This is a genomic window from Formosa algae, assembly GCF_001439665.1.
In the GTDB taxonomy this organism is placed as follows: Bacteria; Bacteroidota; Bacteroidia; order Flavobacteriales; family Flavobacteriaceae; genus Formosa; species Formosa algae.
Genome location: NZ_LMAK01000037.1, coordinates 1 through 20,234 on the forward strand (window position 1 = coordinate 1; position 20,234 = coordinate 20,234).

Genomic DNA, 20,234 nt, shown 5'->3' on the forward strand with positions numbered 1-20,234 from the left:
CCATAAGCACCCGCCACAGCATAATAATTCACATCTTCAAAATCCGGATGTTTTAACATGCACGCCAAAGCGGCTGCGGCCATAACATCGTCCTCGTCGGGTTTCAAATCAAAATTTGCCAATAACAAATCTGTTTGTTTATTAAAGGTTTGGGAATGGATTTCAATACCACTTAATAAAGAAAGTATTACGCTTAATAGAAATGTATGTAATTTCACAAAACTGATAGTTTTTTGGTTAGTTTGTTTTCTTAAATTCATCTTTATTTCTTGGTTTTAATTTCGATTTCTTGCTGTTCCCGAACGACTTTAAATATGATTGAGGACGCTTCATTAGTTTTCAACAGGTTTAAAAACACACCTTCACGAGCTACTTTTTGTCCGTTTGCTTCTAAAATTAAATCGCCTTCCAAAAATCCCATTTTAGCCACTTCACTATCTTTTGGGACTTTAGTAAGTGCGATTCCGCCATCGTCTATAGACACACCATAAGCAGAAAAGTCTTGCCCCGACAAACGACTAATTGTTGCGCCTTCCCAAGTGATGACTTTCGCTTTTCTTTTCGTACTATTCTTTCTTTTTAATTCTTCAGAAACACCTAAAGCAGGAATTACTGGTGTTTTCGCAATCGCTTTTAGTGACGGTTTTTTCACTCCAAATTGATCCATCGGAAAATTTTCAAAACCAATATCGAAAGCAGGAGAACCTTCTTTTACTCTAAAATCACCATTCGTAGGATCGATAAATTCCGGATCGGCAACAATAGAGTTTTCGTCCCAACCATACACTTGTGTTAACTCGGCATCATATAACAAATTACGATCTACACGCTTTCCTGGATTTTGAGCTGTTGGCACTTTTACGCCTTGATATACAAACATGAAAATATTAGAAAAAACTTCATCCTCACTGTTTTCATACCATACATGCGGATGAAAGGTATTATTCACGGTAATATTATTCCAGGCGCGTCTTCTATACCCTTCACGAAGTTTTAAACCTCCAGATAACATTAGATTATTATATATATCGTAGTTGGTAGACCCATCGTCTAGATCGATATCCCAACCATGGTCACAACGCCAGCGGCTATTTCTAATGATTGTTGTTTTCATCGCATCGGCAAATGGTAATTCAGGATATTTTTCTAAATCGAAGCCTTCCAATCTCCAATAGCGATCACGTCCCCATGAATTAAACGAACCATGATCGTGAGTTTCTAGTACGGTATTAAATACATCGCAACGCTCGATGATATGGCCTCCAAAAGCGCCATCTCCAATATTAATTCCAGCACGTGCACAATCGTAAATGGAACAATCACTAATGGTGATTTCCATTGCCATTTCAATTTGAATTCCTGCAGGCTGACGCTCTACTGTCCCTACATCATGAATCAAGCAATCTTCAACCGTACTTCTGGCTGGGTAATTCTCTGTTTTAGGACCAGGTGTTTTATCAATTTTTGAAATGTTATTTTTTTCTCCATATTCAAATAATGGATCGCGTAAAGCATTCGGATCTCCGACAAAACAAACACCACTTGCTCCGGTATGATGAATATAATTTCCTTTAATTAATACATCGCGATTATAATTATTGACAAAAATCGCATTACCCCCAAGCTGATCAAATTCACTATCTAAAATCTGAATATGCTCTGTTCCTGTTAACATCACAGCTCCGCCTCTAAAAATTGCCCAATCAGAACGCAACATCGGTTCTTTTGTTTCCATAAACGTCCGGGATGCATGCTTAAAAACAAACCCTTGTAAACCAATATACTTCACCGGTTTTTCTATGCTTCCCTGAAAATCTACCAATTGTTTTAGGCGGACGACTTCAACCTTAACCTGATCTAATTTTGTACCTGCTTTTGGTTTAAAATATAATGTTTGAGTATTTTCATCATGAAACCACTCGCCTTCAGCATCTAATTCTTCAAAAATATTTTCAACCATACGGTACTCGTCGTGCATCCCCATTTGCCTGTTGTTTTGCCAACCGCCTTCGTAGGTCACTTCACCTTCTGCATTTTTTCCTGTAATGAGATAATGATAACCACCCCAACGCTTAGAATGCATAGCATGAATGTATCCGCCTTTAGGGTTTTCCCAACCTGCTGCACGTTCCTTAGAAAAAGCATCTGCGGCATAGCCTTGATACGCCTCTGTTTTCTTAGTCGCATCGTAATTAGGATAACGTGCCATGCGCTGATTTAATCCGTCGACAAATACCTGATCTATCACGATTCCTTTCGGTGTTTTCGCTTGAAAAATGCCATCCTTATAAGGTGTCCATTTCAACTCTAATAGCAATCCGCCACTTAATATGGCGCCACCCTCATTTTGGGCTCGATATAAAATTGGATAAGTTTCAGAACCTGAATCTTTGGGTGTAAACACAACCGTTTCTGGTAAATAATACACACCATCTTCAAAATAGATTGTTACAGCTTCCTTTCCTGCAAAGGCTCTAGCCTTAAGTTGAGCCGCTGCAAAAGTAGCTAGGGGTTTTCTTTTAGTTCCTTTATTCGTATCGGATCCTTTAGGACTAACGTAAATATCTAAAGCGTAGGATGTCGATAAAAAACACACCGTTAAGAGGCAAAAAGCTGTCAATATATATTTTTTCATATTCTATTTAATTTTTAGTTCAATACTAACGGGCATCTAAGTACGCACAATAGCACCGGCACCTTGATGCTCCATTAATACCCATTCTCTGTTTCCATTATTTTCTTCAATTCTAATAAGTTACGATCGGTGTCATTATTATTTAGATCCTTATTATTAAACCATCCTTCTGTATCATTAGGACTTACCGAAGCACGGTTATAACTGCTTTCTTGCTTTAAACGAAAGTCTCTTTCTGGAAAACTTGCTACCAAATCGCGATCTATCATGTCGTGAAGAAGAGTCTCTATATTCACAGTTTTTTTCGGTTGCATAGAAGAAATCAGTACAATGGCTAGTAAAAAGAGTGAGCTTAAGCTTAGTATCTTAATTATTAAATAATTTTTCATTTTATACTTTTTAAAAATAATTTCTAAATGGTAGACTATTTTATTTTCTTCTTTTACTTTTCTGCTTGATAAGATTTTAATAACGCTTTCATCTCTTTTACTTTTTCAGGGTATAGAGTATATAGATTTTTTGTTTGATTTATATCCGTTTCCAAATTATAGAGCTGTGCGGGTGGTGCATCTTCTTTTAATTTACCATCTTCAATATCACTATTGACTTGTCCTGCAAAAGATATGGCCGCTGGTCCTCCAAAACCATGCGTACCTTGTGTTCTAGAAGTAAATCCTCCTCCTCCTTGCGCTCCTATATATAGCCAGTTTCCTTTACGAATAGCAAGGTGAGAACTTTTTTTAGGTGCTAAAAGCACTTCGTTTCTTATCTGTTTATTGGTTTCACCAGTAATTACTTCCAACATGTTTTTACTATCCTGCCCTTGCCCTTCTCTCAGTTCTTGATTTGAAATTGCGGCAAAAGTTGCTAGCATATCTACATTACAAATTAGCTGATTAGACACCTCTCCTGCATTTATTTTATTAGGCCAATGCGCGATAAATGGAATACGATGACCACCTTCCCAAGCATCAAACTTGAAACCTAGTAAATCACCATTTAATTTGTGTCCATCTTTCCAAGCTTTTTGACCAGTAGCATTAAACATACCTCCATTATCACTTGTAAATATGACTAAGGTATTTTCGGCTACGCCCATTTCTTTAAGAGTTTGCATCACCTCTCCAACAATCCAATCCAATTCATGCACAAAATCTCCATACAAACCAGATTCACTAGTTCCTAAAAATTCTGGTGCTGGTGTAAAAGGATGATGAATGTTTGTTGTAGCGAAATACAGAAAGAAAGGCTTCTCTTTTTGTGCTTTCATCCAACCAATTGCTTTTTCTTTTAAATGGGTCCCTACTTGCTCATCAACATATAATGCATGTGCTTTATCAGCTCCACCTATATCATCCAAATTCATTTTTTCAAAAACTTCTTTTGTGTTGGCTTTTTCTCCATACACAAATGGATCTTCTTCTGTTAGTCCAACTACATTATGGTTTTCAACATATACAAAAGGAGGGTGACTATTTACCACAGGAACGCCATAGTAATAATCAAAGCCAAGTTCATTGGGACCAGGAGTTAATGGTTTGTTCCAATCAACAGGTTTTGTTGTCCCAAAGCCTAAATGCCATTTCCCGATACAAGCCGTAGCATAACCTGCCTTACTTAGAACTGATGCTATGGTTTCTTTTTGGATATCAATTACTAATTTGTCTTTAAGAAAAATAGGGCTGTTTAAATTCCCATGTCTTATAGGGTACTCTCCTGTAAGTAAGGCATATCTTGATGGCGTACAAACAGCTGATGCTGAATGCGCATCTGTAAACATTCGTCCTTCTTTAGCTAATTTATCGATATTTGGTGTTTGAAGTTTTGTTGCTCCATAACACCCTAAATCACCATACCCTAGGTCGTCAGCATTAATCAATACAATGTTAGGAAGTGTTTGATTTACTTGCGCAAAGCATAGTTGACTCAATATTGATATTATACAAAATGTCAGAATATTTTTCATTAGAGTATTGGTGTTTTGTTAAAATTATAATTCTATAAATTGTGTTGAAATAAGAAAGCCGCGTTGATCCTCTAGGTTTACGTAATACCCCTTACAATCTTTTGGCACCTTCACTTTTACCGATTTATCTTGATCATTTAATTTTAAGGATTTTGAAAACCAAGGTTCAGGATGCGGATGTCTTTCACTTTCTAATTTTGTATAGGTTAAAGGTTCGTTTTGATAATATAAAGTGGCTTTTAAAACAGGAACTTCCGATTCATATCTCACTACACTTTTACGTCCTGAAGGTTGCTGTGTGATGCGTCCTAACCCTGGCGTTTTCCCTTTTAGGATATAATCTGCAAAAGCATAAATCTCAGGAACCTCATCTGGTTTCCATCCCGAAGGATGCCCATGTTTCATGCTTGGATGAATACTCATAAACGCATGATCCTTTGTGACGTCGAAAGAATGCGATGTAATATTTAAAGAAAAATGTGCATCACTATCACCATTCACCCAAAGTGTTGGCACATTACCTTTAGAAAACTGACGCGCAGGATCCCAAAACTTTTTCTTCTCGATAACGTCCGTACTATTATCGCCCTCATCTCCAAAATAGCCTTTAGATTCATACAGAAATCCTGCGCCATAAACAGGAATCGCGCATTGCAATCGCGTATCTACTCCCGATACCAAACTACTTAAAATACCGCCCCATGAAATACCTGTAATTCCAATGCGACTTGCATCGACTTCGGGCATATCTGCCAAAAGAGAATGTGCTACTATAATATCGGAAACGGCATGATACATCCATTGTTCTTTAAGTGGTGCTTCAATATCATCAAAACGTCCTACACGCTGCGGACCGCTATATTCGTGTTGAAATTTCCCTTCGCCTTTCTCATCACTAACATGTCCTTCCAAACTCATTGCTATGGCCACATAACCTTTATCATTCCAAATCTTTACCCATTCGTAAAAGGCACGACCACCTCCACCGTGAACTAAAACCATTGCAGGCAAGGGTTTATCACTTTTCGGAACTCCTAAATATGCAAATGCTCTTGTTGGTTTTCCTTTAAAATCTAGAGTTTCATAAAAAAGCGCTTTTATTTCGCCTTGATCTAACTCGGGTTTCCAATATAGTTTAGGGACTTTAAAAACCTGAGCATCGAGTAGCTTGGTTAACGGCGCTTCATGATTTTGTCCAAGGGATACTGTAGAAAACAAAAACAGTATCATCCCAAGGATGGATTTTAAATTGAGCGTTTTATATATTAATACATTCATTTTTAATCTTTTTTATTTCTGAAATGGTAATTCTAAATTCACAACCCTCGCTAATTTTTCAATCCCATTTTTGAAACATCAAGAGGTTCAATCCCTAATTTTAATGCAGGACTGCCTTCTTTAAATTCAAAGTTCCCTGCTTCAACATCTATAAACATCGGATCGGCAAAAAGACTAGACGTCTCCTTTCCAATAGCTCGCATACGTTCAAAATGGGCATCCATCCAATGCGGGTCAGACGGATTAAAATACAAATTTGAATTGATGTCGACATCGTCTAAATTGGGCAAATTCGTGGTTTGATCTTTTCGTGGTCTTTCATTATTTGCAATGCCGCCATCGGGATGAGATACAATGATATTATGGTACACTTTGGAACCTGCTACCGGAACCCATTCGTAACTTAAATATCCCGATTTTGGAACAACCCGAGGTGCTACTATAACATTATTAATGATGTCGTTAACCCCTTTTGAAGCAATTCCGGCACTAAATCCGAAATTATTATAAAGCACATTTCCGTAAATTAGGGTTTCATGCTGATCGTCGTCGCAACGGATTGGAGCAGGCATAGATTCCTCTAAATTATCGTGAAAATAATTGTAGCGAATAATATTTCCTGTTCCTGCACCAGACACATAAATACAATTCCCATCTGAAAGCAATTCTACAGCATGTGATATTTCATTATATTCTACAATATTATGGCGTGAATGATTGTATTTTTCACGTGCCTTCCAACTCTCATAATCCTCTTTAGTATTCGCGATAATTTCTTTTGAAATTTCGTTATGACGTACGGTTCTTCCGCCTTCGCCATTTAATTCTCTATCCGGTTCTACACGATTCGTAATCAATACCGCAGCATAACCGCTATTGTGTAGAAAATTATTAGCAATATGATTATAGCCACTTTGCCAAGCCCAAATGCCAGGAGAATGCCAAGTGATTTCACTAAAATGATGAATATTATTATTTACAATAGTGTTATGATGATTAACATCTTTGGTTCCAGGGCCGTAACCCGCCAATAAAATGCCGGCTTCTCCTAAATGTGCAAATTCAGAATTTTCTATTTTATTGCGTTGTGCATGTAAATCGAAACGGACACCGGTTCCTCCTGAATTTTCAAACGTACAATGGCTTACTACACAATGTTCAGCACCACGGAATCGTAACATGGCCGATGGTCTATCGAATAAATCCCAATCGTGTTGCATGCCCCAACCTAAACGATCGACATCAGAAGTCCAAGCTCTACGATCGGCATGCGAGAATGTTATCCCTTTAAATGCGATGCCTCTTACAGGCTGATCTACGGCCCCTTCGTAATCAATATTTCCTTCAACTCGAATAAGTTCGCTTGTAGTTGGCACAAGAATATTTTGCGGTGACCCCTCGACAGCATCATATCTAGGCCATAAATAAATCTGTCGTGTTTCAGAATTTACAACCCATTCACCTGGTTCGTCTAAAGATTCTAATGTGTTTTCTACCCAAGCCGAGTTGCCATCTTTTGTATGCACCCAATGTGCCAACTCCCCCATTTCGTAAGTGGCCGCAACTTTTGTTTTTGCAATGCCCTGTTCTTCATCTACAGAAGCTATAGGTAGCATATTAATCATCCAAGCGCGGCTTGGTCTTATATTTATTTCTACATCTTCAAGATTATCCCAATTTTTCATTTTGCCTTCAGGGAAATACAAGGTGTATTTATCTCCTAATTTTGTAGGTACAAAACCTTCTGCTCTAGCACGATTCAAACGGCCTTCTTCATCGTAAAGGGTATAAAATTTGTCTATACCTTCTGGGATTTGAGCGACCCAAATTTTTCCTTTGGCTTTTTCGGAAATATCAGCATGGTCCGACGTTAACATCTTCCAGCCTTCAACAATAACTCCTGAACTAATTATGGGTTCTTCATCAGGAAATGCCTTGAATGTTAGTTGTGCGAGTGGTATATTTCCTGCCCCAACATCTTCAAACGGCCACGTAGATTCTGATATAGATTTTCCATCTTCTACACCCAAATCCAAAGTTTCTTTAAGCTGATGACGTCCACCACGAAGGTAAATTGTAGCTGGATACGTATTCCCTTTTTTACGCTGTTCGCGAACTGTTTCTACTGCTTTTGGTAGCGTAGCAAAAGGTGATTCTAAACTTCCATTTGCAGTATCATCTCCTTCAACAGATACATACAACTCTATTGGCATCGGAGTCTCTGCACAACCCAATGCCATCATCAAAACGAGTAATCCGAGAACAGTGCTTTTTATTTTAAAATTCGTTTTCATTTGAATTTAAGTTTAAATCGATTTTTTTCTATTTCTCCTTCAATATCACGTTGTCCCAGTACGCTAAACCATCAAAATCTTCAGAGGTTGTACAGCGTAAATTTACTTTGGTAAGGTCTCCGCTGTTAAATGTGTCTTTGAATTCTACCCACTGATCTGCTTGGGTATCGGCATCTAATTCAAACTTGCAACTATCCTCTAAAATTCCTGTAGTATCGAACACAACTTTACCTTTAGTTCCTGCCTTGATTTTAAGCATAACGCTTAGCTGATAATTGGTGTTTGGTTTCAATTCTACCTGCTGAATAATATCTTTTGGCATGCCTTGTCCTTTATATTGAAGCGAATAATATCCTGTGGCTGTATCATCTAAAACACTAGTACATTGTACTGTTTTACTTCTCCAATACTTCACCATTTTTTGAGTCGTGAGTTCAAATGATGAATTTTTCACCAAATTGTCGGTTGTAACTTTAGAAATTTTGATTGAAGAAATTTTATTATCGCAACCCAAAGCACTCAAATCGATGCGGTCTTCCTTGAATGTCCAAGATTTACCTTTAAAGTGATCTTGCTCAAAACATTCAACCACATAACCTTCAGGAATCTGAATAGAAGCTATGGCATTTGCTTCTATACCCTGTAACTGCATATCATTCTGAGTATAATCGCCAACAGCTAAAGTTCCGAACATTTCATTGAAATTTATGTCGTTATGAAATGTTGGCAACGTTACACCTAAAGATTTTTTTACTAGCTGAATAGTACCATCTTCATTAAAATAAACAGGATCGAAACAAATAGAACGCTGCGGACCAATACTTCCTGAAAGTTCTCCATTATGATAAAAGATATACCACTGTCCCTTAAATTCTACTATAGAGCCATGCATGGTAATCACATCATTTTGTTCCATTAACAATCCTTTCGGTTCCCAAGGTCCTAATGGATTATCGCTCATAGAATAAGACATCTCATTGAATGGCTTTTGATGATTTGGATAAATCATATAGTATTTACCTTCTCGTTTAACCACAAATGGCCCTTCACGATGTTCGTCTACACCAATTTGATGCACCATTTCGGTCTCCACTTCCATCATATTATCCTTTAGCTTGGCACCGTAACATTTGGCATCTCGAACAGCAAATAAATACGCCTGCCCATCATCGTCGATAAACACATTAGGATCACAAAATGCATTACCGCCTTTTACAAACCCTTGAACTTTAAAACCGGATGCTGGATTTTTACTGGTTGCGATTCCAATTTCCCAAACATTTTCTTTATTCTTATGCGGAAAATAGAAATAATACGTTCCATTTTTATATACGCAATCCGGTGCCCACATTAATCCGCCTTTCTCAGTCCCCCATTCAACATCACGTGAATGAAGAATTTCACCATGGTCTTTCCAAGTGATCATATCATCGGTTGAAAACACATGGTAACCATCCATTGTACTATAACCTCTTGCTGGAGCTACGTCTGTTGATGGATATACATATAAACGGCCATCGCCCCACACATGAGCAGAAGCATCGGCCGTGAACATGTGACTGACAATAGGATTAGAGCGACGGTTTTGTGCTACACTATAAGATGCCGACATCACAAGAAAAACGGCTATTAGTGCTTTTGAAATTGTGTTCATTTGGTTTAGTTAATTAGTTTGTAGTTTAAAATCGAGAATTAAATTCTCACGTTCCTCATGCTTATTTATTTTTTAGGCGTTTCCCAACTTCTCTTAACGTTGTAACATCATCTGGAAAAACAGTACCATCTGGTAAGGGCCCAATATTTAGTAATAAGTTCGCATTCATTGCTTTTGTTTCTGCAAGCATTTCCATAACCTCATCTGGCGTTTTATGTCCCACATCATTATCGCGATCGTATCCCCAAGCATACGGTTGCATAGTGTTACATAATTCCAACGGTACATCAGACTCACCTGTAAAATGACGTTCTGGTGCTTTGAAATCTTCTGTACCTAAAACACCTTGTTTATAAGACACCAAAACCTGAGGTTGAAGTGCATGAATATGATCGTATAATTCCTGAATTTTTAATTCATCTATTTTTTCAGGAGTCGAATTTGGCACCGCTCTGCCATCTAACCAAATGCCCGCTACTGGACCATAATTGGTGAGTAGTTCAGTCATTTGATTTTTCATATACTCCACGTAAAGTTCTAGGTCGTGTTCTTCACCATATTTATAGGATTCCTCTTTAGGATTATAATCTGGTTTCGGATTTCCGCCCCATTCTTCTCTGCTTGGAGAATGTGGATGTTTCCAATCGCGTCCATGTGAATAATAGAAAAATAATCCCAATCCCTTTTTCTGACATTGCTCAGCCAATTCTGCTACCAAATCACGTTTTGCAGCACTATTGGTACTTTTAAAGTCGGTATATTCTGAATCGAAAAGACAAAAACCATCGTGATGTCTGGTGGTGATATTGATATATTTCATTCCGGTTTCTACCGCTAAATCGGTAATGACATCCGCATCAAAATTTTCAGCCGTGAATTTATCTGCAAGTTTTGCGTATTCATCTGGTCTAATTTTAGCTCTTAATTGAATCCATTCCGCAGGTTTTGAGTGTACATCTCCCCAATAGCCTTCGGTTAAACTAAACAAACCGTAATGGATAAACATCCCGAATTCAGCCTCACTAAACCACTTTAATGCAGCTGCTCTTGGATTTTCAGCATAATCAACTTCATAGCCTTTAAGATAACTTGGCATTTTATCCTGACTATGACTCGTTGTAATACAGATAAAAAAGAATAACACACCGAACAGTATTTGACTCCTATTTCTGATTCTTTTCATGTCTCTTTAGTTTATTTTGTTTTTACATTCAACTTTTAAATAACTCTAGGATAAATTCATCTTAGATTAAGGATTTAGCCATACTTCAGTTACCCCTGATTTACTTTCGCTCCCATTGCTACTAATTGCTGTTATCTTAAAAGTCATTTGTTCTTTCGCCTTTAAACTTGTATCCTTATAGACAAAATCAGTTCCTTTCACTTCCGCAGCTAGTAATTCATAATCTGGTGCATTACCCACAGCGCGATATACCTTATACGATTTGGCATCTTTGCTAGCGCTCCATGATAACGTAATCTCATTTTGAACAGAATTAGTATCGATTTTTAAGTTTGTAGGTGCAGCGACAATATGGTATTCCGGTATGTTGGTAATTACATAAGTTTGTCCTGCTGTTGTTTGAATACGTATAAGATTATTGCCCTCCGATTTAAAATCAAACCTTTTACCTTCTAAAGTTTTTACTGAAGCTTTAGCAACGTTTGGGTATCTCAACGCTAAAGTACCTCCCGATTTAGATTTAATTTCAAATTTGTTAGCTTGACTGTTAGACCATTCGGCTGAAACTTCAAAATTTCCTCTCGCCAATAGCCCCTTATAGCTTCCCGTAGACCACGCTTTTGGTAATGCTGTTAATGGCGCAATGACATAATCTTGACTTTGCATTAGCATTTCGGCCACCCCAGCTGTGGCGCCATAATTAGCATCTGCTTGAAATAATGGATCGCCTCGGTGGTCGTTAAACAAGTTGTGTAAATAATTTTCACTCAATAATTCTTTGTAATACGAATACGCCTCTTCCCCATCATGTACACGCGCCCACATGGCAATACGTTCGGCACGTGCCCAACCAATATTGGTTTTATGATCGCGCTTCTGTAAACTCACTCTGGTAGCATCCAACCACGCTGGTGTGTTATCGTTAATCAATTGTCCCGGGTATAAACCCAGTAACATTGAGGAATGCCGATGATTAGGATCCCCGATATCGTCAAAGAATTCTTCCTGACGGAATTCTTGAATTTGTCCTGACTTTCCTATTTGAATCGGGTCAAGTAAAGGTAATTGCTCTTCAAAAGTTGGCAAGCGTTTATCCGAGCGTCCTAAAATCGCAGCACTCTTCATGGTGTTATGATGATTTTCGTAAAACATCTGCTGGTCGAACGTTGTTCCTACTGTATTCCTAAGCTTTTGCTCTGGACTTGAAGATGGCTTGGCTAACAATACACCATCTACTGACGTTACAAAACGAGACACAAAATTTGCTTGATCATAAAGTATTGGATACACCTTATCGGCTAGTAAAGTTTTATCTCTAGTAAAGTCGTAATAGTCCCAAAACAATAAAGAAATCCATGATCCCGTACCAAAACCAGCCACAGGCGACTTCCCAGGCACATTGTAAGGATTACTCCAAAATGGTCCCGACCAACCATTATTGCCATTCGGGTCAAGTTGCGACGGGTTAAACTCAGTAATATATTGCGTAGCATACACACGTTGTCTCGCCTCGAACGCATTAAAATAGTCTGCATAAGACTCAAACAGTTCAGATAAATTTGTAGAAAACACAGGCGCATAAGCCATTTGTAAATTGGTATCGTGTAAATATTGAGACGACCAAGGTGGTCTTTCGTAAAGGTTCCAAATCCCTTGTAAGTGCGGTGGTAAAGTGCCCTTTCTTGATGAACAAATTAATAGGTAACGCCCATATTGAAACGCCAATTCCTCGTAGTATTTGCTTGTTTCTTTTGAAGGATACGCATCAACTAGTGTATTGGTCGGTATTGCGGGTTCTATAGCACCAAGATTAAAATTCACGCGATTGTAAAGATTTTTATAATCTGCTTGATGGTTTGTCAATAATGTCTCGAAAGATTTTGTCGAAGCTTCTTTAATATAGTTCGTTACTTTTTCATGTGGACCAGCGAAACCTTCTAATTTTTTCGCAGGATCTTCAGTAAGAAAAACTTGAGAATCTATCTGATAATTCGTCCCAACGGCTATAAGAATTACTGCACTATTAGCTTCAGAAACTTTAATTGTTCCTTCTGTTGTTGCCTGCATGGATCCGCCTTCAGGAATCACTTTGAATTGCCCTTCAAACTTTATATTAAAATAATTCATAAGTCCAGAAAGGGTAATTACATCGTCTTTTGCTGAAACAGCTCCTGACTTTCCTTCACCTAAATAAGGTATTGAAGGACGTAATGTGAATGTCAATTTTCCTTTTTTTGAAGCACTTAAACGAATCGCCATCACTTTATCTGGATAGCTCGTTATGTATTCTCTCTTGTATGTTACTCCATCCATCTCATATGCCACGAAAGAAACGCCCTCATCTAAATTTAATTCGCGATGATAGCTTTTGGTATTGTTATGATCAAAATCGATGTAAACCTCAGCAAAGTTATTTAGTCCACGACGACGTAATCCACGATCGTCATCGCGTTCATATAAACTATTTTCAGTGATTTGGATGCGCTCAGTTTTTGTGCCACCAAACACATTAATGCCCATATATCCATTTCCCATGGGGATTGATCCATTAATCCAACCGGTATCACTGTCTGGAGCGGGCTCATTGTACCAGAGTTTTAATGTCTTTTCTTTACTTTCCACCTGAGCGCTAACCAACATCGTAGTGCTTAAAAGCATCGCCACTAATACATAATGGCAAAAAGACAGCGCTTTGTTATTATTTTTCATTGTTTAAACTTTTTTATCTTTTATTTCAATACCCTTTTACAGCTTTTCTTACCTGTTTCATAATTTCAACACATTCCGGATTAAAAAACGGGTGGTCGGTTGTGACATCTGGTGTCATGGCCAAATTGATAGTAATGGGCATATTTGCTTTATCTGCTGCTTTAAAGATTTCAATATATTTCTCAGCCGAAAATTTAGGCTTTTGGGTAAATTTGCCATTGCCTGTTCGGCTAGACCAACCGTCCATATAAAACCAACTTGCTGGATATTGACCTTCCAATTGCCCTCCTTCTTCAAACAAAAATGCAGGTAGAATTTCCGGTACGCGTCCTGATCCGTCAGACACGACCAAATCACTAAACGGTGTTAGGTTTGGGAATAAATTTTGGCTAAAACCTATCGGCGCATTTGGGTTTCCTGCTTTAATGGCTTTCGCAAATTTTTCCCACGGCGGATCTAACTGGTACATTTTCCAACCACCATCGTCTATATAACCTGCAGTCGTTGCTAAATCTTCTCCATATCGAAGACTTACTTCTCGTAAATGCGCTTCTAAAAAATTGAAATAACCCGTTGGGTCTGGTGTTTTTCCATTACCATAAGTATTGCCGTACAAATCTTCCATACCACTATTGGGATTGTAGTATAACATCAAACGAATATTATGTTTTGCCAAACCATCAATGAGTTCTCTGATTAAATCCCGTTCAGAAGTAAAACCAGGTTTTAAGGCATCTATCGTTTTACTTGGTCCTGGCCAATGTTGCGTGCCATGGGCACACGTAAAGGTTACCCACGATGCACCGATTTCCATAACTTTTTCGACAAAAGCATCTACATTGAAAGCATTGACTAATTTCTGATATTGTTCTTCAAGTTTTGGTCCGCCGTTAAATGGGACTGAACCTGAAGAGAAATGCACAAACAACCCGTATTTACCATCGACCATCCATTGTACATCTGCTTTCATTTCCTCGGCACGATCTTTTATCGCTAGAAGCGCTTCAGGACGTACCAATTCAATAGACCAAAACGCAAAAGGATTGGGTTTTATGTTGGCATTCGCTTGGATTTCTGCGTTAACAGCTTTCTGTTTTTCCTTTCCAAACGTTACCAGACGAAAACTGATGTTATTCAGCCCTTTTTTAAGCTTTAAGCGTTGCTTTAAATACTGTCTTTGAACTATGGGTCTTGTATCCCAGTTTTTGATATTGGCTTTTTCAATTATAGTAGACGCTTCGGAAGTTACTTCAAAAGTTGATTTTGAAAGAATGTCGTTGCTCCCTGTATATAAAAGTGCTACGGTATATTCTGCTTCGTAAGGTGATTCGACCTCCCAAGTCATTACATCATCTTTGGTCAGAAATCCACGAATAAAAGCGTTGTTAACCACTGTAGGTGTTGGTCGCTCAAGATGATTTAGGTTTCCAGTAAGTTCCGCCCGAAAGCCCATGATAGTCGTAATATCGTCTGCTCGAAGGTCCCAGGTTTTAGGAGCCCAATACGGATGAATGATCCTTTCTTTTTCTTTTTTTATATCCTGAGCGAATACGTTTGAAAAAGAAAACAATACAAGAAACACCAGTATTTCTATGGTTTTATTTCTATTTATATTGATCATATTTTAATTTTCGTTTCTTATTGAAGTTGCTTCGTAGTTTAATTATGAGACCCAGAAATAAATTCAGGGTGACGTTACTGCTATTTTCTACAACTTCCTTAATTCACTATCTCTTCTATTTGAGTCCAACCTTCCATACCTTCATTTTGCTGATTTTCACCTGCTGTACTTCTTCCGTCAAGAATAATTTTCTTTAAGGCTGCTTTTAACGCCACTACTTTTTCGGGGTAATCATCGATTACACTTTTAGTTTCACCGATATCATCTTTTAAATTGAATAATTGCATAGGCGGCAACACCAAATTATTCTTCTTTATATCTCTAGGTCTAGGATCGCTCCATCCCCCAGAACCTGGACAAAAAACCAATTTCCAATCGCCTTGTCTTATAGCGAATCTACCATCTATAGAATGATGCACTGTGTATTCTCGAATGGCATTTTCATTTGTTCCTGTAATAAGCGGCAGCATACTGTAACTGTCTTCTGCTTCAGTATCTTTTATACTATATCCTGTAAGATCTGCACAGGTTGCAAAAAAATCTGTAGTACAAATTGTCTTATCAGAACTTTCATTTTTCAATCCTTTGGCCGGCCATTCTACAATAAAAGGCACACGATGACCTCCTTCATAAATATCTGCCTTAAAGCCACGAAGCGGATGACTTGGGTCATGGCCAAATGTAGCGAGCGTTTCGAAATCTGCTTTTGGAGAACACCCGTTATCACTTGTAAATACTATAAGTGTATTTTCTGAAATACCTTGTTGTTTAAGAACTTCACGAACTTGGCGAACAACATCATCTACCTGCATTACAAAATCGCCATAGGTATTAGTTTTACTTTTTCCTAAAAAGTTTTCTGTTGGCAATATAGGCGTGTGTGGTGCAGGTAATGGCAAGTATAAAAAGAAGGGCTTATCACCTTTTGCTTTTTCACTTATAAAACTTACCGCTTTATCTGTAATATCTTGTAATACTTTAATATGTGAAAAATCGTCGGCAGTTAAACCTTTTCTCCAAAATTTCATGCCTTTAGACCCCGTATATTCTGTAGGAACCATAGTCGGCATATCATTTTCTACATATACATAGGGTGGCATATCTAGTGACGCACAAAAACCAAAGGAATAATCGAAACCATGTGTTGTTGGTCCATTTTTAATGGGTTTGGTAAAATCTACATTAAGTCCATTGGCCTCTAAACTATCTGGTGATTTTAATTGCCAATCCCAACCTAAGTGCCATTTACCTATAAAGGCGGTACTATAGCCTTGTTGTTTTAGCATATCTGCAATCGTAGTACGGTCTTGTTTTATAAGGGATTTTGAATACCCATTTAATACATGTTTCTTTAGTTCTGATCTCCAATTATAGCGTCCAGTTAAAATTCCGTAGCGAGTTGGGGTACACACTGCACTTGACGTATGCGCATCGGTAAACAGCATTCCATTTTCTGCCATGCGATCGATATTAGGCGTTGGAATTTTCCCTTCTGGATTATAAACGTTCACATCGCCATAACCTAAATCATCCGCCAAAATGTAAACGATATTGGGTTGTTTAGGCTCCTCTTCCTCTATTGTTTTCGACTTACATCCTGCAAGAACAATAATTAGAAATACAGCATAGAGACTTATTTTTTTCATGGAATATTAAATTTAATGTATTTATTTAGGACCTGGGTTCCATTCAAACCAATCGCATTGAATCCGGTTATCCTCTGATCCGATATAGGATAGATATATGCTTTGCGTACCTCTAATTCTATTTAATGTTGTTGAAAGCGTTTTAAACGTATTTGAACCTCCTGTAGCTGAAACTGGAATCGAACCAATAATGGTTCCTGTTTCACTGTTAATTCGGATTACAATATCTCCACCAGCTGTTTTAGCTGAAACACGAAGCTGAAAAGAAAACGGCTTGGCACTCTTACCAAACGTAATATCTGAATATTGTAGCCAATCTCCGTTTTTCAGTTGTATGCTCTCTTTTTGATGGTTTACTACTGTGTTAAAATTTGCATTTGATTTATCAGAAAAAGATTCAGCTTCATAACGCAAGTAACCATTAGGTTGTACTACAGCTCCTTTATTGATTTCCACTTTAGCCTTTTTAGTACGTGGTGGATAAACGGGGTCAGTAATTTCCACACCTTCATCTAGCGTATAGACAATGGGTTCTATAGTCCCGTCTTCATGAAATGTCATTTTATCAAAACAAACAGAACGCTTATAGCGGTTTCCATGATTTACATCTCCTCGATGATAAAATAAATACCATTCGTCTTTAAACTCTATGACAGAAGTATGATTTGGTGATTCTGGAGAATTTGGTGCGAGTTCACCTTTAAAATCTGCATACTGAGGTAAAGGTGAATCTGCCATCCAATATTCCGTTAGAGGTCCTACTCGAGCGCTGAAATAATACTTACCCTCACGTTTAAAAACATGCACGGCTTCGTTCACAGTTTCATTTGTTAACCGCACCCAAGGCCCATCTAATTCAACCATATTATCTTTTAGCTTGGCTCCCATAATATGAGAACCTTCTTCTCCAATATCTACCCAATGGTCATTACCGTAGATATACGCCTGACCGTCATCGTCTACAAACACTGTAGGATCGAAAATTGTTGCAATTTCGTTACTCACAGCAGACTCCCAAGGCCCAATAGGCGTTTTACTTTTTGCTACGCCCACATGCGTTATATCGCTAGGGAAATACCAATAATACCAACCCTCTTTATAAGCCGCATCAGGTGCATTCATATTAGATTTTGCATATTCAAACCCTTTATCCAGTTGAGGATCTAAAGACACGCCATGATTAATCCATGTTTTTAAATCAGATGATTCTAAAACAACATAATCCTTCATCGATTCGTAATCTACAGCATCGGGTTGATCGTGCGAACCATACACATACACTTTGCCGTTAAAAACTTCTGCAGCAGGATCGCATACATACAAAAAATCAGCATCCCCTTCTTTAAGGATTGGGTTTTGGGCAAAGCTTAGTTGTCCAATAATTAAAAAAACTATGACTGCTATATTTTTCATTTTCTTTAGAATTTTCAGTAGATATCAATGTTATTTTTCAGTTATAAAAGCTGTTTGTACCCATGGCATTGTGCTAGGATCATTATCCTGAATTTCACCTGGTGTGCTTCTACCATCATTAATTGTTTTAATTAGTAATTCCTTCAATTCTTGAACTTTTTCAGGATATTGATTTGCTACATTTACTTTTTCTGCGATATCGGTTTTCAAATTATATAGAATTTCTTCTGGAAGCTCTGCTTTAATTTTTTCAGGCTTACCGTTAGCATTAAGACCTGAATTTGGAGACTGAATTAATTTCCAATTGCCTTTTCTAATCGCAAAAACGCCTGATTTACTATGATGAATGGTGACTTCTCTTTCATATCCTTCTTTTTGAGTTAATAATGGCAGCATACTAAAACTATCTTCGGCCTCATTATCATTTAATTTGTAATTCACTAGATCGGCACAAGTGGCCATAAAATCTGTTGTACAAATGGTTTCGTTAGACACCGAATTCGGTTTAATTTTTTCAGGCCATTTTACAAGAAATGGCACACGATGTCCGCCTTCCAAATAACTGCCTTTATTTCCGCTGTAGATATAACTCGGATTATGACCTTTTTTTGCAAGCACGGGATAGTTTGCATTAGAAGCACAACCATTATCGCTTGTAAAAATAACGAGCGTATTTTCTTCAATACCACTGTCTTTAATGGCTTTAAAAATGTTCCCCATTAAATCGTCTATCATTAAAACAAAATCGGCATACGGATTTATGTTACTTTTTCCCTTCCAAGGTTCGATTGGTAAAATAGGATTATGTGGTGCTGGTAACGGCAAATAAATGAAGAAGGGTTTATCTCCTCCAGCATTTTCTTTTATAAATGAAATGGATTTATCTACAAATACAGGCAACACTTCCTCGTGAACGAAGTCTTCTGAAATATCTCCTTTTATCCAATATGCATATGGGTTTTGTGCTCTCTTTTGTTCTGATATTTCGGTAGGCACTTTCACGACTTTATCATTTTCAACATACACAAAAGGAGGCATATTCAAAGATGCCGAAAGTAAATACGAATAATCGAATCCTAAATCTAATGCACCTTTATCTAAGGGCTTAGCATAATCGATGCGATCGAAGTCGTATTTGTCTTTTATTCCCGTATAATGGTCGTAATCTTTTACACCATCTTTTGTCGCCCAATTAAGTCCGAGGTGCCATTTTCCAATGTTTGCTGTTTTATAACCATGTTGTTGTAGTAAATCGGCAACTGTTAATCGCTCGTCTTGAATTAACATTGGAGAGGTCCCCCAAGTTACAAATTGTTTAAGTGGTGTTCTCCAGTTATAACGGCCTGTTAGAATGCCGTAGCGTGTTGGTGTGCATACAGAAGAGGATGTGTGGGCATCGGTAAACATTATACCTTCGGCGCCCAGCTTATCTAAATTTGGAGTATGTATTTTACTGTTTTCATTATAGATACTTAGATCTCCTATACCTAAATCGTCTGCCAAAATATAGATGATATTAGGCTGTTTGATTTTTGAAGATTTGTTTTGTCCTGTAGCTTGATAAGCAAGAATGCTTACACATAGAAACACTACTAATTTTTGTAATTGATACATAAAACGCATTATTTATGGATTAATAATCTGATGTTTTACAGTAAGTTATTATTCTAAAAATCCTAAAACGTAAACGCTATAATTTAGAAATTAAAACAGAGATTACATGTCTGATTATTTAACAAAAAAGAAAAACAAATGCATTGAATGACAAGCATCCAACGCATTTATTCATAAAAACTCTAGATCATATACTATGATCTTTAAAGGTCAATTTAAGA

12 protein-coding genes and 1 pseudogene are annotated in these 20,234 nt (G+C 37.6%); all 13 read right to left on the bottom strand.

Annotated elements, in window-relative coordinates; translation table 11 throughout:
* Positions 1–260: pseudogene (locus AST99_RS10700) on the bottom strand (hypothetical protein); the annotation flags it as partial.
* A 2-nt stretch (positions 261–262) separates the two neighbouring features.
* Positions 263–2,635 (bottom strand): PDZ domain-containing protein, encoded by a 2,373-nt coding sequence (locus tag AST99_RS10705; RefSeq protein WP_057781835.1) that lies wholly within the window; start codon positions 2,633–2,635, stop codon positions 263–265.
* 74 nt (positions 2,636–2,709) lie between these two features.
* Positions 2,710–2,931, bottom strand: a complete 222-nt coding sequence (locus AST99_RS10710) for a hypothetical protein (RefSeq protein WP_157486361.1) — start codon at positions 2,929–2,931, stop codon at positions 2,710–2,712.
* 146 nt (positions 2,932–3,077) lie between these two features.
* Entirely contained in the window at positions 3,078–4,565 is a 1,488-nt protein-coding gene (locus tag AST99_RS10715; RefSeq protein ID WP_198151478.1) for a sulfatase family protein, read from the bottom strand.
* A 60-nt stretch (positions 4,566–4,625) separates the two neighbouring features.
* The gene (locus AST99_RS10720) at positions 4,626–5,879 is read right to left on the bottom strand and encodes an alpha/beta hydrolase family protein (protein WP_083495664.1); all 1,254 of its coding nucleotides are present in this window, start codon (positions 5,877–5,879) and stop codon (positions 4,626–4,628) included.
* A gap of 50 nt (positions 5,880–5,929) precedes the next feature.
* Entirely contained in the window at positions 5,930–8,173 is a 2,244-nt protein-coding gene (locus tag AST99_RS10725) for a right-handed parallel beta-helix repeat-containing protein (RefSeq protein WP_057781839.1), read from the bottom strand.
* Positions 8,174–8,201: 28 nt separating this feature from the next.
* Positions 8,202–9,827, bottom strand: a complete 1,626-nt coding sequence (locus tag AST99_RS18360; RefSeq protein ID WP_069727838.1) for a family 43 glycosylhydrolase — start codon at positions 9,825–9,827, stop codon at positions 8,202–8,204.
* A 61-nt stretch (positions 9,828–9,888) separates the two neighbouring features.
* Positions 9,889–11,010 carry an alpha-L-fucosidase gene (locus AST99_RS10735; protein ID WP_057781840.1) on the bottom strand — a complete coding sequence of 374 codons (1,122 nt, stop codon included), beginning with the start codon at positions 11,008–11,010 and terminating at the stop codon, positions 9,889–9,891.
* 66 nt (positions 11,011–11,076) lie between these two features.
* Complete coding sequence (locus tag AST99_RS10740) at positions 11,077–13,719, bottom strand: glycosyl hydrolase family 95 catalytic domain-containing protein (RefSeq protein WP_057781841.1); 2,643 nt, start codon at positions 13,717–13,719, stop codon at positions 11,077–11,079.
* Positions 13,720–13,744: 25 nt separating this feature from the next.
* Positions 13,745–15,340, bottom strand: coding sequence for an alpha-L-fucosidase (locus tag AST99_RS10745; RefSeq protein WP_057781842.1), 1,596 nt, complete (start codon positions 15,338–15,340; stop codon positions 13,745–13,747).
* A gap of 98 nt (positions 15,341–15,438) precedes the next feature.
* Complete coding sequence (locus AST99_RS10750) at positions 15,439–16,986, bottom strand: sulfatase family protein (protein ID WP_057781843.1); 1,548 nt, start codon at positions 16,984–16,986, stop codon at positions 15,439–15,441.
* Positions 16,987–17,007: 21 nt separating this feature from the next.
* Complete coding sequence (locus tag AST99_RS10755) at positions 17,008–18,399, bottom strand: family 43 glycosylhydrolase (RefSeq protein ID WP_057781844.1); 1,392 nt, start codon at positions 18,397–18,399, stop codon at positions 17,008–17,010.
* A 30-nt stretch (positions 18,400–18,429) separates the two neighbouring features.
* Positions 18,430–20,013, bottom strand: coding sequence for a sulfatase family protein (locus AST99_RS10760; RefSeq protein ID WP_057781853.1), 1,584 nt, complete (start codon positions 20,011–20,013; stop codon positions 18,430–18,432).
* Positions 20,014–20,234: the final 221 nt, after the last annotated feature.